The 25283-nt window shown below is 72.3% G+C and carries 21 protein-coding genes; 12 read left to right on the top strand and 9 right to left on the bottom strand.

Annotated features, from left to right (window positions below):
- Window position 1: 1 nt before the first annotated feature.
- The 7 genes from DEJ22_RS14220 to sucC all read right to left on the bottom strand — a co-directional run bounded on the left by DEJ22_RS14220 (window position 2) and on the right by sucC (window position 10869).
- Window positions 2-1924 (bottom strand): ABC transporter ATP-binding protein, encoded by a 1923-nt coding sequence (locus DEJ22_RS14220; protein WP_258379724.1) that lies wholly within the window; start codon window positions 1922-1924, stop codon window positions 2-4.
- Window positions 1921-3744: an ABC transporter ATP-binding protein gene (locus DEJ22_RS14225; protein WP_111228210.1), complete on the bottom strand. Its 1824-nt coding sequence runs from the start codon at window positions 3742-3744 to the stop codon at window positions 1921-1923. The genes DEJ22_RS14220 and DEJ22_RS14225 overlap by 4 nt, the downstream gene beginning before the upstream one ends.
- Before the next feature lie 563 nt (window positions 3745-4307).
- Complete coding sequence (gene purH, locus DEJ22_RS14230; RefSeq protein WP_111228209.1) at window positions 4308-5966, bottom strand: bifunctional phosphoribosylaminoimidazolecarboxamide formyltransferase/IMP cyclohydrolase; 1659 nt, start codon at window positions 5964-5966, stop codon at window positions 4308-4310.
- Window positions 5963-6556, bottom strand: coding sequence for a phosphoribosylglycinamide formyltransferase (gene purN / locus DEJ22_RS14235; protein WP_111228208.1), 594 nt, complete (start codon window positions 6554-6556; stop codon window positions 5963-5965). Before purN ends, purH begins: the two co-directional genes overlap by 4 nt.
- A 31-nt stretch (window positions 6557-6587) precedes the next feature.
- Entirely contained in the window at window positions 6588-8651 is a 2064-nt protein-coding gene (locus DEJ22_RS14240) for a cell division protein PerM (RefSeq protein WP_146241813.1), read from the bottom strand.
- A 140-nt stretch (window positions 8652-8791) separates the two neighbouring features.
- Complete coding sequence (gene sucD, locus DEJ22_RS14245; protein WP_111228206.1) at window positions 8792-9685, bottom strand: succinate--CoA ligase subunit alpha; 894 nt, start codon at window positions 9683-9685, stop codon at window positions 8792-8794.
- Between the two features lie 14 nt (window positions 9686-9699).
- On the bottom strand, window positions 9700-10869 hold the full coding sequence (gene sucC / locus DEJ22_RS14250; RefSeq protein WP_111228205.1) for an ADP-forming succinate--CoA ligase subunit beta: 1170 nt from the start codon (window positions 10867-10869) through the stop codon (window positions 9700-9702).
- Between the two features lie 260 nt (window positions 10870-11129).
- On the opposite strand from sucC, the gene DEJ22_RS14255 reads away from it, so the two are divergent.
- From DEJ22_RS14255 to DEJ22_RS14295, 9 genes are all read left to right on the top strand, one after another.
- On the top strand, window positions 11130-12761 hold the full coding sequence (locus DEJ22_RS14255) for a RecQ family ATP-dependent DNA helicase (protein WP_111228204.1): 1632 nt from the start codon (window positions 11130-11132) through the stop codon (window positions 12759-12761).
- Between the two features lie 262 nt (window positions 12762-13023).
- Window positions 13024-13317 (top strand): hypothetical protein, encoded by a 294-nt coding sequence (locus tag DEJ22_RS14260; RefSeq protein WP_069712858.1) that lies wholly within the window; start codon window positions 13024-13026, stop codon window positions 13315-13317.
- Between the two features lie 50 nt (window positions 13318-13367).
- Window positions 13368-13730, top strand: coding sequence for a hypothetical protein (locus DEJ22_RS14265; RefSeq protein ID WP_181430973.1), 363 nt, complete (start codon window positions 13368-13370; stop codon window positions 13728-13730).
- 89 nt (window positions 13731-13819) lie between these two features.
- Entirely contained in the window at window positions 13820-14626 is an 807-nt protein-coding gene (locus tag DEJ22_RS14270; protein ID WP_181430972.1) for an oxygenase MpaB family protein, read from the top strand.
- Window positions 14627-14675: 49 nt separating this feature from the next.
- A complete protein-coding gene (locus tag DEJ22_RS14275) occupies window positions 14676-15506 on the top strand; it encodes a phosphoribosyltransferase family protein (RefSeq protein ID WP_111228202.1) in 831 nt (276 codons plus the stop codon).
- Entirely contained in the window at window positions 15503-17074 is a 1572-nt protein-coding gene (locus DEJ22_RS14280; protein ID WP_111228201.1) for a nicotinate phosphoribosyltransferase, read from the top strand. The genes DEJ22_RS14275 and DEJ22_RS14280 overlap by 4 nt, the downstream gene beginning before the upstream one ends.
- Entirely contained in the window at window positions 17071-17724 is a 654-nt protein-coding gene (locus DEJ22_RS14285; RefSeq protein ID WP_111228200.1) for an NUDIX hydrolase, read from the top strand. Before DEJ22_RS14280 ends, DEJ22_RS14285 begins: the two co-directional genes overlap by 4 nt.
- Window positions 17725-17742: 18 nt before the next feature.
- Window positions 17743-18378, top strand: a complete 636-nt coding sequence (locus DEJ22_RS14290) for a pyridoxal 5'-phosphate synthase (RefSeq protein ID WP_111228199.1) — start codon at window positions 17743-17745, stop codon at window positions 18376-18378.
- Between the two features lie 214 nt (window positions 18379-18592).
- Window positions 18593-19003 (top strand): GNAT family N-acetyltransferase, encoded by a 411-nt coding sequence (locus DEJ22_RS14295; protein ID WP_349775148.1) that lies wholly within the window; start codon window positions 18593-18595, stop codon window positions 19001-19003.
- A 19-nt stretch (window positions 19004-19022) separates the two neighbouring features.
- Here the strand turns inward: DEJ22_RS14295 and DEJ22_RS14300 are convergent, their stop codons facing one another.
- On the bottom strand, window positions 19023-21485 hold the full coding sequence (locus DEJ22_RS14300; RefSeq protein ID WP_111228198.1) for an ATP-dependent helicase: 2463 nt from the start codon (window positions 21483-21485) through the stop codon (window positions 19023-19025).
- A 139-nt stretch (window positions 21486-21624) separates the two neighbouring features.
- On the opposite strand from DEJ22_RS14300, the gene DEJ22_RS14305 reads away from it, so the two are divergent.
- Window positions 21625-22167, top strand: coding sequence for a hypothetical protein (locus DEJ22_RS14305; RefSeq protein WP_146241811.1), 543 nt, complete (start codon window positions 21625-21627; stop codon window positions 22165-22167).
- On the opposite strand, the gene DEJ22_RS14310 is transcribed toward DEJ22_RS14305, so the two are convergent.
- Window positions 22150-23154 carry a glycerophosphodiester phosphodiesterase family protein gene (locus tag DEJ22_RS14310; protein ID WP_111228196.1) on the bottom strand — a complete coding sequence of 335 codons (1005 nt, stop codon included), beginning with the start codon at window positions 23152-23154 and terminating at the stop codon, window positions 22150-22152. The genes DEJ22_RS14305 and DEJ22_RS14310 overlap by 18 nt on opposite strands.
- A gap of 113 nt (window positions 23155-23267) precedes the next feature.
- On the opposite strand from DEJ22_RS14310, the gene DEJ22_RS14315 reads away from it, so the two are divergent.
- Both DEJ22_RS14315 and DEJ22_RS14320 read left to right on the top strand, forming a co-directional pair.
- Window positions 23268-24356: a DUF817 domain-containing protein gene (locus tag DEJ22_RS14315; RefSeq protein ID WP_111228195.1), complete on the top strand. Its 1089-nt coding sequence runs from the start codon at window positions 23268-23270 to the stop codon at window positions 24354-24356.
- A gap of 31 nt (window positions 24357-24387) precedes the next feature.
- Window positions 24388-25257: a Bax inhibitor-1/YccA family protein gene (locus DEJ22_RS14320; RefSeq protein WP_111228194.1), complete on the top strand. Its 870-nt coding sequence runs from the start codon at window positions 24388-24390 to the stop codon at window positions 25255-25257.
- The last annotated feature ends 26 nt before the right edge of the window (window positions 25258-25283 follow it).

A 25283-nucleotide genomic window follows, 5' to 3' on the forward strand; every position in this document is an offset into this window, starting at 1 on the left:
GTCAGACGAGCGAGTCCCGCCAGGCCGCGTGGAGCTGGGCGAAGCGGCCGGTACCGGCGATCAGGTCGTCCGGGGTGCCGTCCTCGACGATCCGGCCGTACTCCATCACGAGCACCCGGTGGGCGATCGCGACGGTCGACAGCCGGTGCGCGATGATCACGGCCGTGCGGTCCGCGAGGAGGGTCTCGAGGCCCTCCTGCACGAGCCGCTCGGACGGGATGTCGAGCGACGCCGTCGCCTCGTCGAGGATGAGCACCTTCGGGTCGGCGATGAACGCCCGGGCGAAGGACAGCAGCTGCCGCTGTCCCGCGGACACCCGGCCACCGCGCTTGTTCACGTCGGTGTCGTACCCGTCGGGCAGGGCCTCGATGAACGCGTGCGCGCCGACGGCCTTCGCCGCCCGGACGATCTCGTCGCGCGTCGCTCCCGGCTTGCCGAGCGCGATGTTGTCCGCGACCGAGCCGGAGAACAGGTACGCCTCCTGCGTGACCATGACGATCGCCCGGCGCATGTCCTTGGGGTCGACGTCCCGCAGGTCCACGCCGTCGAGCCGGACGGAGCCCTTGGTCGGGTCGTAGAACCGCGCCATGAGCTTCGCCAGCGTCGACTTGCCGGCACCGGTGGACCCGACGAGCGCGATCGTCTGCCCCGCCGGGATGTGCAGGTCGAACTCGGGGAGCACGACCTTGTCGGCGTTGTACGCGAACTCGACGTCGTCGAAGTCCATCGCACCGGTGGCCTCGGGCAGCCGCACGGGCTTCGCGGGGTCCGGCACCGACGGGCGCTCCTCGAGGACGCCGGAGATCTTCTCCATCGCCGCCGAGGCCGACTGGTACCCGTTGTAGAACATCGCGAGCTCCTGCGCCGGGTCGAAGAACCGCTTGGCGTAGAGCGCGACCGCGAGCAGCGCGCCGACCTCGAGCGATCCCCCGACGATCCGGAAGCCGCCGACGATCACGACCGCCGCGAGCGTGGCGTTGCCGATGAGCACGAGCACCGGGTCGAAGGTCCCGAACAGGTTGAACACCTTCGTGTTCGCCACCCGGTAGTCCTCGACGTAGCGGCCGTACTCGTCGCGGTTGCGGGACTCCTTCCGGAACGCCTGCACCGCCCGGATGCCGGTCATCGTCTCGACGAAGTGCACGATCACCCGGGCCGACGTGACGCGGGTGGCCCGGAACAGCGTCTGCGAGTTCGTCTGGAACCAGCGGATGAGGAACCACAGCGGCACGAGCGACACCGCGAGCACGAGGCCGGACGTCGGGTCGAGCACCACGAGCGCGATGCCCGTGAACACCATGTACAGCACGCCCTGGATGAGCTGGTTCAGCCCGGAGTCGAGCAACTCGCGGATCGAGTCGAGGTCGCTCGTCTGGCGGGAGATGATCCGGCCGGACGTGTACGTCTCGTGGAACTCGAGCGACAGCCGCTGCGTGTGCAGGAACACGCGCTTCCGCAGGTCGAACAGGATCGCCTGGCTGATCCGTGCCGCGAGGACGGTGTACCAGGCGGTGAGCACGGCGCCGAGCACCGCGACGACGATGTACGTCGCCACGACGCCGAAGGCCGGCACCCAGTCGTTCTCGTCCATCACCCGGGGCAGGGCGTTGTCGATGCCCCACGCGATGAGCGCCGGACCGGCGACGGTGCCCGCGGTGGAGACCACCACGACGACGCCGAGCAGCACCAGGCGTGCCTTCAGCGGGGCCGCGAGCGACCCGAGCAGGGCGAGGGAGCGGCGCCGCAGGCGCTTGCTCTCCGCCTTGCTGAAGTCCTCGCGCTCCTCGCCGCGGACACCGAGGGTGGTGACCGCGGCGGTGGCCGGGCCGGCCACCTTCGTCTCCGCAGCCTCGCCGAGGACGGGATCAGGGCCTCCCGGCCCGGCTGCCGTGTCGACGGGCGGTACCTGCTCCTGCTGGCTCATGCCATCGCCTCCTCTCGGGCGGGTGCGTCGTCCTCGTCGAGCGAGGAGATGACATAGCGGTAGTGCTCGTTGGTGGCCATCAGCTCCGAGTGGGTGCCGACGGCGGTGATCCGGCCGCCCTCCATGAGCGCCACGCGGTCGGCGAGCGTCACGGTCGAGGGCCGGTGGGCGACGATGAGCGACGTGGTGTCCGCCAGGACGCGGCGCAGCCCGGCCTCGACCCGAGCCTCGGTGTCGACGTCGAGCGCCGACAGCGGGTCGTCGAGCACCAGGACCGACGGCCGTGCGGCGATCGCGCGGGCGAGCGCCAGACGCTGCCGCTGGCCACCGGAGAGCGACAGCCCTTCCTCGCCGACGCGGGTGTCGACGCCCTCGGGCAGGTCGTCGACGAACGAGGCCTGTGCGATGTCGAGCGCCTCGCGCATGATCCGCTCGGCCTCGGCGCCCTCGAGGTCGGGTCGGCCGAGCAGCACGTTCTCCCGGACGCTGGTCGAGAACAGCGTCGCGTCCTCGAACGCGACGCCGACGTGCCGACGGAGCTCCGCGCGCGTCAGGTCGCGGACGTCGACACCGTCGATCGTGATCGACCCGCCGGTGACGTCGTAGAGCCGCGGCACGAGCGACAGCAGCGTGGTCTTGCCGCTGCCGGTCAGGCCGACGAGCGCCATGGTCTCGCCCGGGTGCAGCTCCAGCTCCACGCCGTCGACCAGGTCGGGGTACTCGTCCGTCGCGTCCTGGTACCGGAAGTGCACGGCGTTGAAGGACAGCGCGCCGTGCGGCTCGGCGATGGTCCCCGGCGAGGCAGGGTCCTGGATCGTGTTCTCGGAGTCCATGACCTCGAAGAACCGGTCGACCGCGGTGCGGGTGTCGAACGTCATCGACAGGAAGAACCCGATCGACTCGATCGGGAACCGCAGCACGGTCGCCGTCGCGAAGAACGCGAACAGCTGGCCGACCGTCAGCTCGCCCTGCGACGCCAGCCAGATGCCGGCGAGCAGGCACAGCGCGAACGCGACGTCCGGCACGAGCAGCAGCCACAGCCAGATGCTCGCGATGGCCTTCGCCTTCTCGATCTCGGTGCCGCGGAGCGCCTCGGCCTGCTCGCTGAACTCGTCGAGCTTGTAGCGGCCGCGGCCGAACGCCTTGAGCACGCGGATGCCGTGCACCGACTGCTCGACGCTCGTGGCGAGGTCACCGACCTGGTCCTGGCTGCGGCGCGCGACGACGGAGTACTTCCGCTCGAACAGCAAGCCGTTGATCCACAGCGGGATCGACGCCACCAGGAAGATCAGACCGAGCAGCCAGCCGAAGGTGAAGAGCACGACGAAGCCGACGGCGATCGTGACGATGTTCACGACCAGCAGCACGACGCCGAACGCCAGCCAGCGGCGGATCAGCGACAGGTCGGAGACCGAACGGGAGAGCAGCTGCCCGGACTCCCAACGGTCGTGGAACGCGACGGGCAGGTCCTGCAGCTTGGCGTACAGCGCGTTGCGCATGCTCGTCTCGATGCGCGTCGACGGGCGCATCACGAGCCGTCGGCGGGACGCGATGAAGAAGGCCTCGAGGGCGCCGAGTGCGAGCACGCCGAGGCCCGCGGGCCAGATGAGTGCTGCGTCGCGCGACGACAGCGGGCCGTCGACGAGCCACTGCAGCACGTAGGGGATCGCCAGGGCGACGAGCGAGGCGCCCATCGCCGCGGCCATGCCGCCGAGCAGCCGCCAGCGGTACGGCTTGACGTAGGGCCAGATGCGGCCGATGGCGCGCAGGGTCGAGGGTCGGTCGGTGGACGGGAGCGCCTGGTCGGGCGGTGTGGACATGCGGTTGCGTCCTCGTGCGTCGTGCCGCATCCACCCGGTCGGGTCGCCGGTCCCGTCGACGGGTCACGTCGTCGGGTGGCGGTCCGGCCGGGAGGCGCGGTGTGGCAGTGCGGTGGTCGTCGGCCGGGCGCGTGGTCGCGCGCCGTCGCCGTCACTCGCGTGACGTCGACCGGGCCGGAGGGCACCGGGGACACGGGTCCCCGGGTTCTCAGCAGGTGGTCCGCGCTCGCCGACGGTGTCGTCGGACGCGGGGCCGTGGGAGGGGCCTGGCTAGACGGCGGCCGCGCCCGGGTACCGGAGCGGCAGTGCCGTCCGGGTCCGGGACCGCGGAGCGGGAGTGGTCCCCACGAGGGACACGAGACCCGTCCGGGCAGCCGTCGCCACTGTTCCGGTCGTCGCGTCCATCGTCACTCCAGTCGTCGTCTTCGTCACCGTTGTGTCCGCGGGCACGGCCGGTCCGGTCGTGGTCGTCCGTACCCGTGCGGAGCCTTACAGACTATTCACGCTCGCTGGAGCGGCGCAATGCCCCGGACGTTGTTGGACGCCGTCGATCTGAGCAGGTCTCAGTGGAAGAAGTGCCGCTCGCCCGTGAAGTACATGGTCACGCCGGCCGCCTGCGCCGCGGCGACGACCTCGTCGTCGCGGACGCTGCCGCCCGGTTGTGCGACGGCACGGACCCCGGCGTCGAGCAGGACCTGCAGACCGTCGGCGAACGGGAAGAACGCGTCACTCGCTGCGACGGCTCCTGCGGCCCGCTCCCCGGCGCGGTCCACCGCCAGGTGGCAGGAGTCCACCCGGTTGACCTGACCCATCCCGACGCCGACGCTCGCGCCCTGGTCGGCGAGCAGGATGCCGTTCGACTTCACGGCACGGCTGGCCTTCCACGCGAACGCGAGGTCGGTGAGGGTCGCGTCGTCCGCCGGCTCGCCGGACACCAGGGTCCAGGTGGACTGGTCGAAGGCGGTGAAGCGGTCCGCGTCCTGCACCAGGAAACCGCCGGAGACCTGCTTGACCTCCCGCGTCGCGAGCGCGAAGTCCGCCGGCAGCGTGAGGAGCCGGATGTTCTTCTTCTGCGAGAGGATCTCGAGCGCTTCGGGGTCGAAGGCCGGGGCCACGACGACCTCGGTGAAGATGTCGCGGACGGTCTCGGCCATCTGCTTCGTGACCGGACGGTTCGCCGCGATGACCCCGCCGAAGGCCGACAACGGGTCGCAGGCGTGCGCGGCGGCGTGCGCCGAGGCGATCGGGTCGACCGCGTCGGCCGGGGCGATGGCGATGCCGCACGGGTTGGCGTGCTTGATGATCGCGACGGCCGGGGTGTCGAAGTCGTACGCGGCCCGGACGGCGGCGTCGGCGTCGACGTAGTTGTTGTACGACATCTCCTTGCCGTGCAGCTGCGTCGCCTGCGCGATGCCCGCCCCACCGGCGGTCGTGTAGAGCGCGGCGGCCTGGTGCGCGTTCTCGCCGTAGCGGAGCGTCGCCGTCAGGTCGGCCTCGACGCGGAGCGTCTCGTCGAAGGCGCCCGGCGTCTCGAGGTCGCCGGCGACGGTCGGTGCGGCGGCCTGCTCGGCGACGGAGGCCGTGTCCGGCGCGACGACGTCGGTCGCGAAGTACGACGCGACGGCGGCGTCGTAGGACGCGGTGTGCGCGAAGGCCTGTGCGGCGAGGCGCTTCCGGAGCTCGAGCGTGGTGCCCCCGGCGCGGACGGCCTCGACGACCTCGGCGTACGAGGACGGCGACACGACGATCGCCACGTTCGGGTGGTTCTTCGCCGACGCGCGGACCATGGCGGGTCCACCGATGTCGACGTTCTCGACCACGGTCGCGGTATCAGCACCCGAGGCGACGGTCTCGACGAACGGGTACAGGTTCACGACGACGAGCTCGAACGGCGCGATGCCGAGGTCGGCGAGCTGCTGCTCGTGCGACTCCAGCCGCAGGTCGGCGAGGAGCCCCGCGTGCACCGCCGGGTGCAGCGTCTTCACGCGGCCGTCGAGCGACTCGGGGAACCCGGTGACGCTCGACACGTCGGTGACGGCGTACCCGGCGACGCGGATCGTCTGCGCCGTGCTGCCCGTCGACACCAACTCGACGCCGGCGTCGGCGAGGGCGCCGGCGAGCTCGAGCAGGCCGGACTTGTCACTCACCGAGATGAGCGCGCGCCGCACGGGGACGACGTCGCGGTGGCGGTAGAGGCTGGGGTCGGCGGCGTGCACGCTCATGCGCTCGGGGTGCCCTTCAGGTCGGTGGTGCCGTTGGCGATGTCGAGGATGGTCTGGATGAGCAGGCGGCGCTCGACCGGCTTGATGCGGTCGTGCAACGTCGACTCGGTGTCACCCGGCAGCACCGGGACGCGCTCCTGCGCCAGGATCGGGCCGGTGTCCACGCCGTCGTCGACCTGGATGACGCTCGCGCCGGTCTGCTCGACGCCGGCGGCCAGGGCGTCACGGACGCCGTGCGCCCCGGGGAACTCCGGCAGGTACGCCGGGTGCGTGTTGATGATCGCGGGGGCGAACTCGGAGACCACGGCGTGCGGCAGCAGGCGCATGAGGCCGGAGAGCACGAGCAGGTCGGGCGACCACGGGCGGATCTGCGCGGCGAGTTCGGCGCCCCACTCCTCGCGCGTGGCGAAGCGGGAGAACGGCACCGTGAAGGTCGGGATCGAGAACTCCTCGCCCAGCGCCAGGCCCTCGGCGTCACGGTCGGCCCCGATCGCGACCACGCGGGCGGGGTACTCGGCGTCGGTCGTCGCCTCGAGCAGGGCTCGGAGGTTCGAGCCGGTACCGGAGATCAGGACGACCAGTTCGAGCACGGGGACCAGCCTAGCGGCGGCAGGGCGAGCGCTACGCGTCGTGCTTCGGACGACGCCACCAGGGCAGCTCGTCCTCCGCGATCTGGTCGGTCTGGTCCCACCGCGGCGCGTCCTGCGCTGCGGCGGTCGACCGGCCCGTGCTCGGGGTCGTCTCCCCGTCGCCCGCGGTCTCGTCGACGTCGTCGCGGCCGGCCACGAACTCCTCGGTGCTCCACGGGAAGGCCGGCTGCTGTTCGGTCCCGGGGGCGTGCGGCAGCGTCTCGTCGCGCTCGGGCAGCTGCCCGCCGTGGTGCACGGCGCCACCGACCCGGTCACGCAGGTCCCCGGCACGGGCCCGGACGTCGCCGGCGGCACCGCGGAGCCGGTCGCGCAGCCCGCTGATGCCGCCACGGGCCGGCGGTGCCGTCGTGGTCGGCACGACCCGTTCGGCGGCGACGGCGTCCGTCCGTGCCCAGTCCGGCAGGGCGACGTCGTCCGGTTCCTCGACGAGCGCGCGGGCCGGCGCGGCGGGCGGCGCTGTGTGCGCACGCTCCGGTGCGGGGTCGTGCTCCGGCGCGGTCTGGTCCTCCGGCAGGACCCGGCGGTCCGCCGAGGGTGCGCGGTCGGGCCGGGACGCGGCGGCGGGCTCGTCGTCGACGATCGACTCCGTCGGCTGGTCGTCCCCGGCGTGCGACGCGGTCGTCGACGGCGTGTTCGCGTGGGTCACGGAGTCCTGCGCCTCGTGGACCGTGAACCGGTGCGTCCCGCTCGCACGCCCGGCTCCGGCCTCGTCCAGGGCGGCGACGAGCGAGCCTGCGCGGGCGTCCTCGGCAGCCGCCCGGGCAGCGGGGTCGTCCTCGGCGTCGATCCAGCGCTCACGGCCCCACGACCGCTCCGGCAGTCGCACGAGGTCGCTGCCCAGCGCGAGCGCGATCGCCGCGGGCAGGCCGACCTCGAGTGCGGCCAGGAGCCCGACGACCAGCCCGTTCGGCCCGGCGTCGGCGAGCCGCCCCGGTCCGAGCGACCCCGAGGTGAGTCCCGTGGCGACCCCGGTCAGCACCCCGGCCACGACACCGGACGCGACCCCGGCGAGCGCGCGGCGGAGCGGGGAGTCGTCGTCCCCGAGCGCTCGGACGAGCGCGGGCCGCACGAGCCCGCCGACCACGAACCCGGCGACGACCGGCACGAGCACGCCGAGCAGCCCGAAGGTGTGCCCGGAGGCGGGCAGCGCACCGAACACCGGGACGCCGGGGATCGGCCCGAGCGCGGTGCCGATCGGCGAGACGCTCGACCCGGTGCCGATGGCGAAGCCCGGTCCGACGAGCCATGCGACCGCCCAGCCGACGAAGTCGGGCAGGAAGGCGAGCTGTCCCACGGTGAGCGCGATGCCACCGACGACCCCGGCGTGCGACCGCTCGTAGAGCGCGATGACCTCGGCGAAGGACGTGAAGAGCAAGAGGGCGACGACGACGCCTGCAGCCGCCACCACCACGGCGGTGACGGCCGTCCCGGCGCGGAGCGCGAAGCCCGCCACCGTGCGCCACGGTGCGGGGATCCGGTCGACCTGACCGAGCACCCGCTGCGCCAGGGGGTCGGCCGGCAGCCCGCGCCGCCGGCGGCAGACCTCGCTCGTGACGAGTGCTGGGACCGCGAACCACAGCGCGGGCAGCACCACGGCCTGCCAGACGACGGGGTCGGTGGCAGCGGAGGTCGAGGAGAGTGCGATCGCGAGTCCGAGGAGTGCCACCGCGGCGGTACCGACCAGCAGACCGGTGGTGCGGTGCTCGGTCTCGGCGAAGCGACGGCCGGCACGGCCACCGAGCCACGCCGTCACGACCGCGAACCCGAGGGCCGCGAGCGTCACGTGGATCGGGTCTCCCGCACCGTCGACCCCGGAGGACGCGGCCACGTCGGCACCGAGCCGGAACGTGACGTCGACGCCGTGCCCGACGAGCCACACGCTCCCCGCGGCCTTCCAGAAGACGTCCCAGTCGATCTGCAGCCCGTACTCGAACCCCCAGAGCAGCGTGAGCGGCACGAGGGCGATCCCGACGCCGACGCCGACCGTCACGATCGCCTCGACGGCGGCCAGCAGTGCGGTTCCCAGGCGGTTCATCGTGGTCAGGGTACGTGCCGCGTCGCGGTCGCCGAGCGAGCCGCGCGGCACCTGTGGAGACTGACCGGACGTCCACAGACGGACGGGAGGCGCGGTACCAGCCGGCACCGCGCCTCCCGTCCGTCAGGGTGACCGGGGCGCTACGCCGTCGCGGCGGCGACCACCTCGCGCAGCAGCGCGGCGGTCTCGGACGGCGTCTTGCCGACCTTGACGCCCGCAGCCTCGAGCGCCTGCTTCTTCGCCTCGGCCGTGCCGGCGGAGCCGGACACGATCGCGCCGGCGTGGCCCATCGTCTTGCCCTCGGGGGCGGTGAAGCCCGCGACGTAGCCGACGACCGGCTTCGTGACGTGCGCCTTGATGTAGTCGGCGGCACGTTCCTCGGCGTCGCCACCGATCTCGCCGATCATGACGATCGCCTCGGTCTCCGGGTCGGCCTCGAACGCGGCGAGCGCGTCGATGTGCGTCGTACCGATGACCGGGTCGCCGCCGATGCCGATGGCGGTCGAGAAGCCCAGGTCACGCAGCTCGTACATCATCTGGTAGGTCAGGGTGCCCGACTTCGACACCAGGCCGATCGGGCCCTTGCCGGTGATCGTCGCCGGGGTGATGCCGACGAGCGACTCCCCGGGGGTGATGATGCCGGGGCAGTTCGGGCCGATGATCCGGGTCTTCCCGCCGAGCGCCTTCGCGTGCGCCCAGAACGCGGCGGAGTCCTGCACCGGGATGCCCTCGGTGATGACGACGACGAGGGGGATCTCGGCGTCGATGGCCTCCATGACCGCGTCCTTCGCGAACGCCGGCGGCACGAAGACGATCGAGACGTCGGCACCCGTGGTGTCGATGGCCTCGCGCACCGAGCCGAACACCGGGAGTTCGACGTCGCCGTGCGTGACGGTCGTGCCGGCCTTGCGGGCGTTCACGCCGCCGACGACGTTCGTGCCCGCCTTGAGCATGAGTGCGGTGTGCTTGGTGCCCTCGCCGCCGGTGATGCCCTGGACGATGACCTTCGAGTCCTTGTTGAGGAAGATCGACATTGCTCTGGTGCTCCTTACGCCGCGGCCGCGGCGAGCTCGGCGGCCTGCTCGGCCGCATCGTCCATGGTCTCGGCGACGGTGACGAGCGGGTGTGCCGCTTCCGCCAGGATCCGCCGACCCTCGTCGACGTTGTTGCCGTCGAGGCGGACGACGAGCGGCTTGGTGGCCGCGTCGCCGAGGATGCCGAGTGCGGCGACGATGCCGTTCGCGACCGCGTCGCAGGCGGTGATGCCGCCGAAGACGTTCACGAAGACGCTCTTCACCTGCGGGTCGCCCAGGATGACGTCGAGGCCGTTCGCCATGACCTCGGCCGAGGCGCCGCCGCCGATGTCGAGGAAGTTCGCGGGCTTCACGCCGCCGTGGCGCTCACCGGCGTAGGCGACGACGTCGAGCGTCGACATGACGAGCCCCGCGCCGTTGCCGATGACGCCGACCTCGCCGTCGAGCTTCACGTAGTTGAGGCCGTGCTGCTTCGCCTTGGCCTCGAGCGGGTCCTCGCTCGCGGTGTCCTCGAGCTGCGCGTGGCCCTCGTGGCGGAAGTCCGCGTTGTCGTCGAGCGAGACCTTGCCGTCGAGGGCCAGGATCTGCCCGTCGCCGGTGCGCACGAGCGGGTTCACCTCGACGAGGGTGGCGTCCTCGCCGGCGAACACGTCGTAGAGCTTCACGAAGACGTCCGCGACCTGGTCCTGGAGCTCGGACGGGAAGCCCGCCTGGCGCGCGATGTCGAGCGCGGCCTCCTTGTTGATGCCCGTGAGCGGGTTCACCTCGACGCGCGCGAGCGCCTCGGGCTTCTCGACCGCGAGCTGCTCGATCTCCATGCCGCCCTCGACGCTGACGAGCGACAGGTACGAGCGGTTCGCCCGGTCGAGCAGCACGGAGAAGTAGAACTCCTCGGCGATGTCGGCACCCTGGGCGACCATCACGCGCTGGACGGAGTGGCCCTTGATGTCGAGGCCGAGGATCGCCTTCGCGTGCTCGTACGCCTCGTCCGGGGTCTTCGCGACCTTGACACCGCCGGCCTTGCCGCGACCGCCGACCTTCACCTGCGCCTTGACGACGACCACGCCGCCGATCCGCTCGGCGGCCGCCCTCGCCTCTTCCGGGGTGTCGGCGGTGATGCCCTGCAGCACAGGGACGCCGTAGGACTCGAAGAGGTCCCTGGCCTGGTACTCGAAAAGATCCACGCTGTTCTTCTTCCCGCACGGTTCGTGCGATCGGCATCGGTCATCGGGTCGCGCACTCAACGTCGAGGGTCGCTCGATGTCGAGACAACGGCCGCGACCACCCTAGCGCCGCGAGGTGGACGCGGGGCACGCCGGTCCCCGCACCGCCGGCGGCCGCCTGGGAGGCACGCCCCGCCCCGGTCGCGTCCCTCGCGTCCCCGGGTGGCCGGGGGACGCAGTCGCCGGGTGGCCGGCCAGGCGGCTCGGGGCACGGTCGACGGGTGCAGAAGGAACTCCGTACCCGCGCCGCCGACGTCTTCGGCTGGGACCTCCACCCCGAGCAGGAACAGGTCGTCGACGCCGTCCTCGACGGTCGCGACGCCCTCGCGCTGATGCCCACCGGTTCGGGGAAGTCCGCGATCTACCAGGTCGCCGCGCTCGCCCTGGAGGGGCCGGTCGTCGTCGTCTCCCCGCTCGTCGCCCTGCAGGAGGACCAGGTCGTCGGCATCGAGGACCACCCGGACGCCCCGCGGGCGGTCACGATCAACGCCACCCGCGGTTCGCGACAGCTCGAGGACGCCTGGGACGCGGTGGCCTCCGGCGAGGCCCGGTACGTGTTCCTGGCACCGGAGCAGCTCGCGAAGGACGAGGTCGTCGAGCGTCTCCGCGAGGCCGGCGTCGCCCTGGTCACCGTCGACGAGGCGCACTGCGTCTCCAGCTGGGGCCACGACTTCCGTCCGGACTACCTGGTGCTCGGTGAGGTCATCGAGCGCCTCGGGCGCCCGCCGGTGCTCGCGATGACCGCCACGGGGTCGACCCCGGTCCGCGCGGAGATCGTCGAGCGGCTCGGCATGCGCGACCCGTTCGTCGTCGCCACCGGCTTCGACCGCCCGAACCTGCGCTTCGAGGTCGTCCGGCACGCCGACGACGAGTCGAAGCGCGAGGCCGTCGTGGAGCAGGTCGTCGGGCTCGAGGGGGTCGGCATCGTCTACGTCGCCACCCGTGCCGAGACCCTGGTGTACGCGGACGAACTCGTCGAGCGCGGCCGCCGGGCGAAGGCGTACCACGCGGGTCTCCGGGTCCGGGACCGCGAGCAGGTCCACCACGAGTTCCTCGAGGGCGACCTCGACGTCGTCGTCGCCACGAGCGCGTTCGGCATGGGCATCGACAAGCCCGACGTCAGGTTCGTCGTGCACGCCGACGTCCCCGAGTCGGTCGACGCCTACTACCAGGAGGTCGGCCGTGCCGGGCGGGACGGCGACGTCGGGCTCGCCACCATGCACTACCGCGCGGAGGACCTCGGGCTCCGGCGCTTCTTCGCGTCCGGGTCGCCGCGACCGGCGACCCTCCGGGCCGTGTTCGACGCCGTCCCGGCCGAGGGGGCGGTGGCGCGTTCCGAGCTCGCCGAGCGATCGGGACTCGCCGCGCGCACCGCGGGCCGCGCCGCCAACGCCCTGGTCGACGCCGGCGCGCTCGACGACGGCGAGGACGGCCTCCGGCGTCGTGCCGGCGGACCGACCGACGCGCAGGCCGCTGCCGACCTCGCCAAGGCGCAGGCGAAGGAGCGCGAGGAGATCGAGGAGTCCCGCATCGCGATGATGCGACGCTTCGCCGAGACCTCGGGGTGCCGCCGGCAGTTCCTGCTCGGCTACTTCGGCGACGAGCTCGCCGAACCGTGCGGCAACTGCGACACCTGCACCGCGGGCACCGCCTACGACGACGAGACCCACGGTGCCGACGGCGCGAACGACGACGCCTGGCCGCCGGAGTCACCCGTCGAGCACGCCCAGTGGGGCCGCGGCACCGTGATGAGCACGGAGGACGACCGGCTGACGGTGTTCTTCGAGTCCGCCGGCTACAAGACCTTGGCCCTCGCCGACGTCGAGGAGCGGCACCTGCTCGAGCGCGTCTGACCTGCCGGCGTCCTGGACTCGGAGCGGGGAAGGCGCGGTCGCTCGACCACCCGTCGGCGACCGCGCTCCACTCCCCCGAGCACGGCGAGTGTGCCCCGCGATCGTGGACCGCAGGTGACGCCGAGGTGAACGGGACGCGAAACCGGGCGCGGGGTGCGCCGACCGGACGACCGGTCAGGCGGGCGGCGTACACAGGAAGGCCCGACGGCTCCGGCGACCGGTACCGGCCCGGAGCCCGACCCTCCCACGGAAGGACTGCAGCATGAGCGACCCCGGCATCAGCCCCGTCGACGACTTCGACGCCCAGGAGCGCCGCAACGACGACGTGGACCGCGAGCACGTCGGCCCCTACGAGGTCGACGAGTCCGAGGAGTCCCTCGAGACGGTGACCAACGACGCGGTCGCCGGCGAGACCGTCGAGCCCCAGCCGGGCGACGGTTCGGACGACGGCCCCACGGGTGGTGCGCCCCGCGAGGGCTCGCCGGACCTGTGGGAGCACGACGACGACACCGACCGTCCGGACCTCGGCGGCGACCTCGGTACGAAGCCGCTCTGAGCACCTCCCCCGCACGCCCCTCACGGAGCACGGCCCAGTACGATCGGGCCGTGCTCCGTGGCGTCCGCGACCGTGTCCGTGCGACGCCCGCGCTGGCCCGGCTCCTCTCGCTGGCGTCCCTGCTGCTCGTCGCTGCGGCAGCGCACTCGGGCGCCCGGACCGGCGGGATCGCCTGGCTCCCGCTGCTCGTCGCCGGTGTCGTGCTCGCCCTGGTCACCGGCGCGACGGCGCACCGCTGGCCCCTGCCGGCGATCTGGCTGGTCGTGACGCTGCTGGCGGCCGCGAGCGGCACGGTCGTGGGCGGCGGGTGGCTGGTCGGCGCGCTGGTCGGCGGTGCGGTGGCACTGGCGGCCGCCCTGCTCCTCGACACCGCAGCACTCCGGCGCGCACGACGATCCGGACCGCAGCCGTGAAGGGCGAGACAAGCCGGGCCGGTCGGCCGGGAGGCGCGGGACGTCCCCGCCCCGTCGGCCGCGGTGCCCGGACGGCGGACGGGAGCCGCGTGCCGGACCGACCGCGTGCCTCCCGACCGTCGCGTGGCCACGTCGGCGAGCGCGACCTGCGCCGATGGCTCGCCGACAGCACGCCCGTCGCGGCCGGCGGCCGCGCCATCCTGCTGCAGATCGCGGATCCGGTCGTCGCGGCCGGGGTCCGGCGGTACTCGGACTTCGCCCGCCGACCGCAGCAGCGGCTGGCCCACACCCTGATGTTCGTCTACGCCGTGGTGATCGGGACCGAGGCCGACGCCGCCGTCGCGACCGCGTTCGTCAACCGGTCACACCGACCCGTCGCCGGCGCCGACGAGGTCGACCGGCAGCGGTGGGTGGCCGCGACGCTGTTCGACTCCGCGCGGCAGGCGCACGAGCTGTTCGGCGACCCGCTCTCCGACGACGACGCCGGACGGGTCCTGGCGGCGTACGCACCGATCGCGACCTCGCTGCGTGTGCCGGCCGACGGCTGGTTCGAGTCGGTGGCCGCGTTCGACGCGTACTGGGACGCGACCCTGCCCACCCTGCACGTCACCGACGACGCGCGGAGCATCGTGCGGGACCTCCTGCACCCGCGCTTCGCACCCCTGTGGGTCCGTGCCGCGATGCCGCTCGTCAGGATCGTCACGGTCGGCATGCTCCCGGACGCGCTGCGGGCCGCGTACGGCTTCCCCTGGGGGCCGCGCGAGCAGCGGCGCTCCCGGCGCACCGTCGCGCTCGTCCGGCGGGTGCGCGGCCTCGTACCGGGGTGGGCGCTCCGACTGCCGGGACCGCTGTTGCTCCGGGCGATGCACCGGGTCGCGACGCGGTACGCCCGCTGATCCCGCCAAGTTCTTGTCCGACTGACAAGAACAGTGGTACGGTCGGGTCATGGCAGTCGAACTCAGCACCTGGGACGCCCAGGGCACACCGACGACACCGACGTTCTCCACCATGCGGTTCCCCGCGGGCGAGGCACACGTCAAGGTCCGGGACGACGCCGACGCGGGGGCGACCACCGAGATCGCGACCCTGCGCGGCACCAGCGGCGACGACCTCGTCATGCTCGGCATGTGGGCGGACGCCGCCCGACAGCGCGGCACACGATCCGTCGCGCTCGTCCCGTACCTGCCCGGCGCGCGACAGGACCGCGGGCTCCCCTTCGGCGCGAAGGTCTACGCGGACGTCCTGAACGGCTTCGCCATCGACCAGGTGATCGCCTTCGACCCGCACTCGCCCGTGATCGTCGGACTGGTCGAGCGCCTCACCGTGGTGCCGAGCGAGCAGGTCGTGCACGACGCGGTCCTGGCCGGATCCGACTACAGCGGCATCATCGCCCCGGACAAAGGTGCGGTCGCCCGGGCATCGCTCGTCGCCGAGGCCGCCGGCCTGCCGCTGTTCCGCGCCGAGAAGCACCGGAACCCCGACACCGGCACGCTCGACGGGTTCTCGTGCGAGCCGCTCCCCGAGACGGGCCGACTGCTCGTCGTCGACGACATCTGCGACGGCGGCGGCACCTTCGCGGGCCTCGCCGGCGCGACCGGCCTGCCCGCGGAGCGCCTCGGCCTCTGGGTGTCGCACGGCGTCTTCTCCGGCCGGGCCCCACGGCTCGCCGAGCACTTCGGCGAGATCGTCACCACCGACAGCTACCCCGCACAGCAGGACGTCCCGGGCCTGCGCACCGTCCCGCTCAGCCCGTACCTCACGAAGGAGATCCGATGACGAACACCGCCAGCACCGCCGCGACGACGGGCCTCGAGCCCCGCACCACCACCGCGAGCCCGATCGCACCGCTGCTGGCGGTCGACGGCTACAAGCACTCCCACCGACAGGTCTACCCGCAGGGCACGACCCGGATCCTGATCAACTGGACGAACCGCTCGAACGCGCACATGCCCGAGTCGACGCACGCGGTGGTCTTCGGCCTGCAGGCGTTCGTCCAGCGGTACCTGGTCGAGGCGTGGGCGCCGTTCTTCGCCGCTGACGAGGACGAGGTCGCCGACCTGTTCGAGCAGGCACTGCAGGGGTACTTCGGCCCGAACCACATCGGTGTCGACCACGTCCGCGCGCTGCACCGCCTCGGCTACCTGCCGCTCGAGATCCGGGCGCTCCCCGAGGGCACCCTCGCCCCGATCGGCGTCGCCACCCTGACCGTCGAGAACACCCTCGACGACTTCTTCTGGCTCCCGAACTACATCGAGACCGCACTGTCGGCGTCGATCTGGCACCCCTCGACCGTCGCCACGAAGGCGCTCGAGTACCGCGACCTCATGGAGGAGTGGGCCGAGCGCACCGGTGCCGACCCGGCGAGCATCGACTTCGCCGCGCACGACTTCTCGTTCCGCGGGCAGACGAGCATCGAGTCCGCCGCAGCCGGCGGAGCGGGACACCTGCTGTCGTTCCTCGGGACCGACTCGATGCCGTCGCTCGACTTCATCGACCGCTACTACCCGGGCGACAACGGCTGGGTGGCGGCGAGCGTCCCCGCCACCGAGCACAGCGTGATGTGCGTCCGCGGCGCCGACGGCGAGCTCGAGACCTTCGCGCAGATCCTCGACGTGTACCCGACGGGCATCGTCTCGGCGGTCAGCGACGGCTTCGACCTGTTCAAGGTCATCACCGAGACGCTCCCGCAGCTCGAGGACCGCATCACGGCCCGCGACGGCAAGCTCGTCATCCGCCCCGACTCCGGCGACCCGGTCGACATCGTCACCGGCACCGTGCACGGCGTCGACCAGGCGGCGCTGACCGACCCGTCGCGCAGCCACGAGGAGAAGGGCGTCGTCGAGCTCCTCGACGAGCTGTTCGGCCACACGGTCAACGAGAAGGGCTACAAGGTCCTCGACCAGCACATCGGCGTCATCTACGGCGACAGCATCACCCTCGACCGTGCCCGCCGCATCTACGAGCGCCTCGCCGCCAAGGGCTACGCGAGCGACAACGTCGTGCTCGGCATCGGGTCGTACACGTACCAGTACATGACCCGCGACAACCTCGGCAGCGCCGTGAAGGCCACGTGGGCCCTGGTCGACGGCGAACCGGTCGACATCCAGAAGGACCCGAAGACCGGCAGCGGCAAGAAGAGCGCGAAGGGCCGCATCGCCCTGCACCGCGACGAGACCGGCGAGATCCGCCAGACCGACCAGGCGACGCCCGAGGACGAGGCGACCAGCCTGCTCCAGCCCGTGTGGGTCGACGGCCGGTTCCAGGTGCACCAGTCCTTCGCCGACGTCCGCGAGACGCTCCGCAGCGAGCGGGCCGCCCGCGCCGCCCGTCGGGCGTCGGCGTGACCGACGCCCCGTCGGCGGCCCGCGACCAGCCGCTCATCGCGATCGACGTCGTCCCGGTGTCGTTCACGACGGCGGACGGTCTGCGGGTCGCCACCGCGCGCCGCGCGTACGACCCGTACGCCGGCCGGGAGGCCCTGCCCGGCGTCCTCCTGGACGCTGCGGAACGCCTCGTCGACGGTGCGCAGCGCGCCCTGCGCACCAAGGCCGACATCGGTCCCGGGGCGGTCCGGCACCTCGCGCAGGTGGGCGCGTTCGACGGGCCGTCCCGCGACCCGCGCGAGACCGCGATCAGCATCGCGTTCACGGCGGTCGTGGCCCCGGGGGTGGACGGTGGGACCGCGGTGTGGCACCCGCTCGGCGGGGGCGACCTGGGCCTCCCGTTCGACCACGACGCGATCGTGCGCGCCGCCCTCGACCAGGTGCGCACCCGGCTCTGGCGGGACGTCCCGATGACGCGCGCGCTGCTCGGCGACGCGTTCCCGACCAGCGCGGCCGCAGCGCTGCACGCGGCCCTCCACGGGACCGCCCCGGACGCCGGCAACCTCAACCGGGCGCTCCGGACGAACCCCGCGCTCGTCCGGAGCGAGGCCGCACCGGCGTCGACCGGGCGGGGCGGGCGTCCCCCGGCGACCTGGACGTGGACCGACTGAGCGCGGTTGGGTGGGGGCATGTCCAGTTCGCTCTCCGGTGACGACTCCCTGCACCTGCCCGAGTTCGACGCGCCGCCCGTGTCGCCGTTCGACGTCGCCCGAGCGTGGCTCGACGGCGCCGCGGACCGCGAGGTGTCCGAGCCGATGTCGATGACCCTCGCGACCGCGGGATCCGACGGACGGGTGTCCGCCCGCACCGTCGACGTGAAGCGGCTCGACGACCGCGGACTCGTGTTCGGCACCTCGACACTGAGCCCGAAGGGTCGGCAGCTCGCCGAGAACCCGCACGCGGCGCTGCAGGTGTACTGGCGCGAGAGCATGCAGCAGCTGCGCTTCGAGGGTCGGGCCGTCCAGCTCTCCGACGAGGAGTCCGACGCCCTGTTCGCCGACCGGTCGCCGAAGTCCCGCGCCGCCACCGCGATCGCCGACCAGTCGGACGTGCTCGAACCGCGGACCCTGCAGGACCTGATCGACGACGCCAACGTGCTGCTCGACGAGAGCGACGACGACGTCCCGCGCCCCGAGGGGTGGGTGGCGTGGCGGCTGGAGCCCGACCTGGTGGAGTTCTGGCAGGGCAGCCGCGACCGGATGCACCGACGGCTGCAGTACGTCCGCGCAGGCGACGGCTGGGACGTGGCGCGGCTGCAGCCGTAGCGCGGCGCGGGTCGGCGGGCGCCGTGCCGCCCCACGTCGAACCACGAATCCGACACCGAACCAGCCGGCCGACCCGGTTCGACGTCGGATCCCTGGTTCGGTGCCGGCAGCCGGGCCCGGGGTAGCGTCGTCGGATGGGGACCACGCGCGCGCTCACCGTCCGACCGGCCGAGGTGCGGGACGCCGACGCTATCGCCGCCGTGCACGTGCAGTCGTGGCGGGAGGCGTACGCACACCTGTTGCCCGCCGGGTTCCTCGCCCCCTCGACGTCGACGCTCGTGCGGCACGCTGGCGCGGCATCATCGCCGAGCCGGACGTCGACGTGCTCGTCGCCACCGCCGGGGACCCGGTCGTCGGCTGGGCGTCCGCCGGCCCCGGTCGCGGCGAGCACCCACGCGACCGTGAGCTCGAGGGCATCTACCTCCTCGCCGCACACCACGGGTCGGGCGCCGGCCAGGCGTTGCTCGACGCAGCGATCGGCACCGGACCCGCGTTCCTCTGGGTCGCCGACGGCAACCCGCGGGCCGAGGCCTTCTACCGCCGCAACGGGTTCGAGCGCGACGGCACCGTCAAGCACGAGCCGATCGGGCCGCACGGGCTCGACGCGGTCCGGATGGTGCGCTGAGGCCCCGCTCCCGGAGGCGTCAGAGCTTCTCGATCGGGGCGATCTTGATGAGGAGCTTCTTGCGACCCGCGGCGTCGAACGCGATCTCGGCGATGCGCTTGGCACCCTGCCCGGTCACCGCGGACACGGTGCCCTCGCCGAAGTCGACGTGCTTGATGCGGTCGCCGGCGACGAGTTCCATGTCGCCGTTGTCGCGCACCTGCCCGGACACCCGGTTCGCCCACTCGGTCTTCGGGCGGGTCTTCGCCGCCGCGGCCGCGCGGTCGTAGGAGCCGCCGCCGAAGCCTCCGCCACCGCGGTACCCGCCGCCACCGCCCGCACCGCCGAAGCCGCCCGGGCCGCCACCGCGACGGGCGTTCAGCGCGCGGGGCTCGGTGCCGCCGCGACTGTTCGCCATGCCGGGCGACTGCTTCCACTCGATGAGCCCCTCGGGGATCTCCTGCAGGAAGCGGGACGGCATCGCCACGTTGACGTCGCCGAACTGCGCGCGGGTCATCGCGAGCGACAGGAAGAGCGACTTCTTGGCGCGGGTGATGCCGACGTAGAACAGCCGGCGCTCCTCGGCGGGACCACCCGGTTCGTTCGCCGACATCCGGTGCGGCAGCAGGTCTTCCTCGACCCCGGTGAGGAACACCGCGTCGTACTCCAGGCCCTTCGCCGTGTGCAGCGTCATGAGCGACACCGTCCCGGAGGAGTCGTCGAGCTCGTCCGCCGCCGCGACCAGCGAGACCTCGGTCAGGAAGTCCGACAGGGTGCCCTCGGGGTTGTTCTTCTGGAACTCCCGCGTCACCGCGACGAGCTCGTCGATGTTGTCCGCACGTGCGGCGTCCTGCGCGTCGGGCGACTTCCGCAGGTTCTCGAGCAGCCCCGAGCCGTCGAGCAGCTGCGTCAGCGTGTCGACGACCGGCTGCGTCGCCGCGCGCGAGGCGACGTCGTCGAGCAGCTCGGCGAACGACGCGATTGCGTTCCGCACCTTCGGACCGAAGCCGAGCTCGTCGGCGTGCCGCAGCGCCTCGCGCATCGAGGTCTCGTGCTCGTCGGCGTAGCGCTGCAGCGCCGTCTCGGTGACGGCACCGATGCCCCGCTTCGGCACGTTGAGGATGCGACGGAGCGACAGCGGGTCGGCCGGGTTGGCGACGGTGATCAGGTACGCCATCGCGTCCTTGATCTCGGCACGCTCGTAGAACTTCGTGCCGCCGAGCACCCGGTACGGGATCGCCGAGCGGATGAAGATCTCCTCGAGCGCACGCGTCTGCGAGTTCGTCCGGTAGAACACCGCCATGTCGCGGTAGGAGGTGCCCTCGTCGTGCAGGCGCTGGATCTCGTCGGCGACGAACTGCGCTTCGTCGTGCCCGGTGTACCCGGTGAAGCCGATGATCTTGTCGCCGGCACCGACGTCGGTGAACAGGTTCTTCGCCTGCCGGTCGAAGTTGTTCGCGATGACGGCGTTCGCGGCGTCGAGGATCGTCTGCGTCGAGCGGTAGTTCTGCTCGAGCAGGATCACCTTCGAGTTCGGGAAATCGCGCTCGAACTCGACGATGTTGCGGATGTCGGCACCACGGAAGGCGTAGATCGACTGGTCGGAGTCACCGACGACCGTGAGGGACGCCGGGGCGATCGACCCGTCCGCCTCGCGCATGCGCTCCACGTGCTGCCCGGCGTCCTCGAGCTTGTCGACCTGCTCGACGGGCACCGGGCGGGTGAGCTCACGGATCAGGGCGTACTGCGCGTGGTTGGTGTCCTGGTACTCGTCGACCAGGACGAAGCGGAAGCGGCGCTGGTAGAGCGCGGCGACCTCGGGGAACGCGCGGAACAGGAAGACCGTCTGCCCGATCAGGTCGTCGAAGTCGAACGCGTTCGCGCGGCGGAGCTCGTTCGTGTAGCGACGGAACACCTCGGTGAACATGACCTCTTGCGGGTCGTTCGCGTTGATGTTCCGCGCGTAGGTGTCGATGTCCTGCAGCTCGTTCTTGAGCTTGGAGATCTTCGACGCCGCGGCACCGACGGTCAGCCCGAGGGAGTCCGCCTCGAGGTCCTTGATGATCCGCTTGAGGAGCGCGCGCGAGTCGGCCGAGTCGTAGATGGTGAAGGACTGCGGGAAGCCGAAGCGCTCGGCCTCGCGCCGGAGGATCCGCACGCACGCCGAGTGGAACGTCGAGATCCACATGCCCTCGGCTGCCTGACCGACCAGGGCCTGCACACGCTCGCGCATCTCGGCTGCGGCCTTGTTCGTGAACGTGATCGCGAGGATCTGCGACGGCCAGGCCTCGCGGTTCGCCAGCAGCAGGGCGATGCGTCGGGTGAGCACGCTCGTCTTGCCCGACCCGGCACCGGCCACGATGAGCAGGGACTCGCCGCGGTACTCGACGGCTTCCTTCTGCTGGGGGTTGAGACCCGCGGTGAACGGGTCGTCGTACCCGCCGGGGCGGTTGCTCGCGCCCGGCTCGGGGGACTGGTCGAAGGGGTCGAGCACGATCGTCATGACCGGGTCAGTCTAGGCGCGCCCTCCGACAGGCGCAGCGGCTGCCAGCGGTGACCGTGGGCAGTGCGCCGTGGGCCGTGCGACACAGTGCGCCCCGTCAGCACGGGGATGCGGCTCGTCGGCGTCCATGCTGTCGGGCATGAGGACGTGGACCGCAGGTGATGCCGTCGGGCTCGCGCTCCGGAGCTGGCTCTGGATGGCGTTCGTGACGACGCCGGCCACGACCCTGCTCGGCGCGGCCTGGCTCGCGGCCGCGTCCAGCCCGCCGGACGTGGGCGCCGCTGCGCTCACGGTCCTGCTCGTCTCGGTCCCCACCGGGGTCGTGTCGCTCGGCGGAGCGGTCCTGGCGATGCCGTTCACCGTCGTCCTCGGACGCGTGCTCGCGCGCTGCCGGGCCCGCCGGCTGACCGCGGTCATCGCCCACGCGCTGCTCGCCGGCGCCCTGGCAGCGCTCGGCATGCAGGTCGTGATCGCACTGTGGAGCGGCTCGTGGACACCGGCCCTGAGCTGGCCACTGCTCGTGTCGGTCCCGGCAGCACTCGCTGCCGCGGTCGGTACGGCACGGCACACCGCGCCGGTCCGGGCCGCGGCGCCGCGGTCCGAGGCGCCGGGCGGCGACGACCGGACGGCGGGCACGGTCGACGAGGTCCGGCGCTCGGCGACGTCACCCGCCGACGAGTGACCGCGCCCGCACCGCCAGGTCCGGGTGGTCCGCGAACACCCCGTCGACCCCGGTCCGCAGCACCGAGGTGAACCAGCGCTCCCAGTCGCCGTGCGCCGCCACGTCGCCCCCGCGCCGCAGCGGCGCCGGCAGGAACCGGTTCTCCGGCCGGAGCGTCCACGTGTAGACGGCGAGGCCTGCGGCGTGCGCCCGCTCGACGATGACGCTCCGGATCGGCCGCGGGTCGGCGACGGCGGCGCTGTCGACGCCCGCCATCAGGGTCTTCAGGTCGACGCTGATCCCGTGGAACTCGCCCGCGAACCCGGCCAAGGCGGCGTCCGTGCGCTCGGACGCCCACGACGGAGCCGCCGACCCGTGGGCGGCGACCTCGTCCGCGGCGCTGCCACGGGCCTCCTGGAGGTACACGAGCCGACCACCGGTGCCCAGCGAGCCGAGCTGCCGGAGCACGGTCTTCTCGAACGACTCGATCGTCAGCCGGTCGTCGCCGCGCCACCCGGTGGCCCCGAGCGCGTCGTCGAGCAGCTCCGCCAACGGCAACCCGGCCTGCTCGAAGAAGTGCGCGTGCTTGACCTCGGCGACGAGCCCGACCGGGCGCGGGGCCGCGTCGAGGATGCCGAGCAGGTCCTCGAGCCGCAGCACCCCGTCCTCGCCGTCGTGCGCCGCGGAGGCTGGACGCAGCTGCGGCAGCCGCTCGCGCACCCGGAGCGTCCGCAGCTCGTCCCACGTGAAGTCCTCGGTGAACCAGCCCGTCACGCGCTGCCCGTCGACGGTCTTCGTCGTCCGCAGGTGCGCGAACTCGGGGTGGTCGGCGACGTCGGTCGTGCCGGACACCTCGTTCTCGTGGCGGAGCACGAGCACGCCGTCCTTCGTCGGCACCAGGTCGGGCTCGATGGCGTCCGCGCCGAGCTCGACGGCCAGTTCGTAGGCGCTCCGGGAGTGCTCCGGTCGGTGGCCGGAGGCACCTCTGTGGGCGATCACACGGGTCATGCGCCGAACCGTAGCCGCTCCGCCCTGCCGGCAGGTGTCCTCCCGGTGTGCCCGTGGACACATCCGTTCAGCCGACGGCCCTCGTTCCCAGGCCGCCCTCGGAGGGTCGCACCGTGACCGCCCGCCACCTGTCCACCGCCGTCGAGGCCCGCATCGACCGCGCGGCCCGCCGCCTGCTCGATGCCGGCCACCAGCCGCACCGTCCCGTCCGTCTCGCCGTCACCGAGTTCCTGGTGTTCGGGGCGAAGCAGGCATGGGCGTGCACGTTCGGGGCGCTGCTGCTCGCGACGATGGTCGTCGCGCACCTGACCCTGCCGGCGGAGAGCCGGAACGACGTGCTCACGCTCGCCGCCGCGGTGATCCAGGTCGCGATGCTCGTGTTCGGCCTCGAGACCGTGCGGGAGCTCCGGGTGGTCCTGGTCTTCCACGTGGTCGGCACCGCGATGGAGGTCTTCAAGACCCACGTCGGCTCGTGGGAGTACGGGAGTGACGGCTGGCTCGCGATCGCGGGCGTGCCGCTCTTCTCGGGGTTCATGTACGGCGCCGTCGGGTCCTACATGGTCCGGGTCGTCCGGCTCTTCGACCTGCACTTCGACCGGTGGCCGCGGCAGTGGCTCCTGGTCGTCGTCGCCGCCGGGATCTACGCCAACTTCTTCGCCCACCACGTCGTGTGGGATGCGCGGTACGTGCTGCTCGCGCTGGTCGTCGCACTGTTCGTGCGCACGACGATGCACGTGCGTGTGCACCGTGCGACCCTGCGGATGCCGGTCCTGCTCGCGATGCTGCTGGTCGCCCTGTTCATCTGGCTGGCGGAGAACGTCGCGACGTGGGCCGGGGCGTGGGCCTACCCGGACCAGACGGCCGCCTGGCAGCCGGTCGCGCCGACGAAGGTCGTCGCCTGGCTGCTCCTCATGGTGATCTCGGTTGCGCTGGTCGCATGGCTGTACCCGCAGGTGCGGTCCGCACCCGCCGGTCCCGTCCCCGTCCCCGTTGCCGTTCCCGGAGCGGGGGCCTCGCCGTCCGGCCGGGAGGCGCGCCCCACCGCCGCCGCGTCGGCCGCCGCCCGGTGGTCGGCTGGTTCACGACCACCTCGGGGCGCGCACGCAGACCGCCCCCATAGTGTTCAGCTGTCGGGCCCGCCAGGACCCGCTTCCGCTCGCCGCGAATCCTCAGCCTTCCGCGACGACGCGCCCCTAGGCTGAGAGGACTCGAATCTCCAAGGAAGAGGACACCATGGCCTTCAAGCCCGGTTTCGACCAGTCCCCCGCCTTCAACGACCAGGGCCGGAACGCCTGGGGCGCCGGCGCTGGTCAGCAGCAGGCGGGCTGGGGACGCACCCCACAGCAGGGGCAGTACCCGCAGCAGGGCGGCATGACGCCCGAGCAGCTGCAGTACATGTACGACCGCCCGACGGCGAGCCCGGTCGACACCGACCGCATGTCGTACGAGGACACCATCGTCAAGACGCTCCTGGCGTTCGGCGTGCTCCTCGTCGGTGCCGTCGCCGGCTGGAACCTGCCGCCGATCGTCTGGATCGTCGGCGCGATCGTCGGCTTCGTGCTGGCGCTCGTGAACACGTTCAAGAAGAAGCCGTCGCCGGGCCTCGTCCTGGCGTACGCGTTCTTCGAGGGCCTGTTCGTCGGTGGCATCTCGGCGCTGTACAACGGCATGTGGGACGGCATCGTCACCCAGGCGGTGTTCGGCACCCTCGGTGTCTTCGCCGTGACCCTGCTGCTCTTCACCTCGGGCAAGGTCCGTGCGACGCCGAAGGCGACGCGCTTCTTCCTCGTCGCGATGGTCGGCTACCTCGTCTTCTCGCTGGTGAACCTCGTGCTCATGTGGACCGGTGTGACCAACTCCGCGTTCGGCCTGCGGAGCTTCGAGATCTTCGGCATCCCGCTGGGCGTCATCATCGGCATCCTCGTGGTGCTCATGGCGGCGTACTCGCTGGTCCTCGACTTCGACCAGATCAAGACCGGCGTCCAGCGCGGTGCTCCCCGCATCTACGCGTGGACCGCGGCCTTCGGTCTCATCGTCACCCTCGTGTGGCTCTACATCGAGATCCTGCGCATCCTCGCCCTGCTCGCCAGCAACCGCGAGTAGCGCACACCCGATCGACGAAGGGCCCC

Source organism: Curtobacterium sp. MCSS17_007 (assembly GCF_003234175.2).
Lineage (GTDB): Bacteria > Actinomycetota > Actinomycetes > Actinomycetales > Microbacteriaceae > Curtobacterium.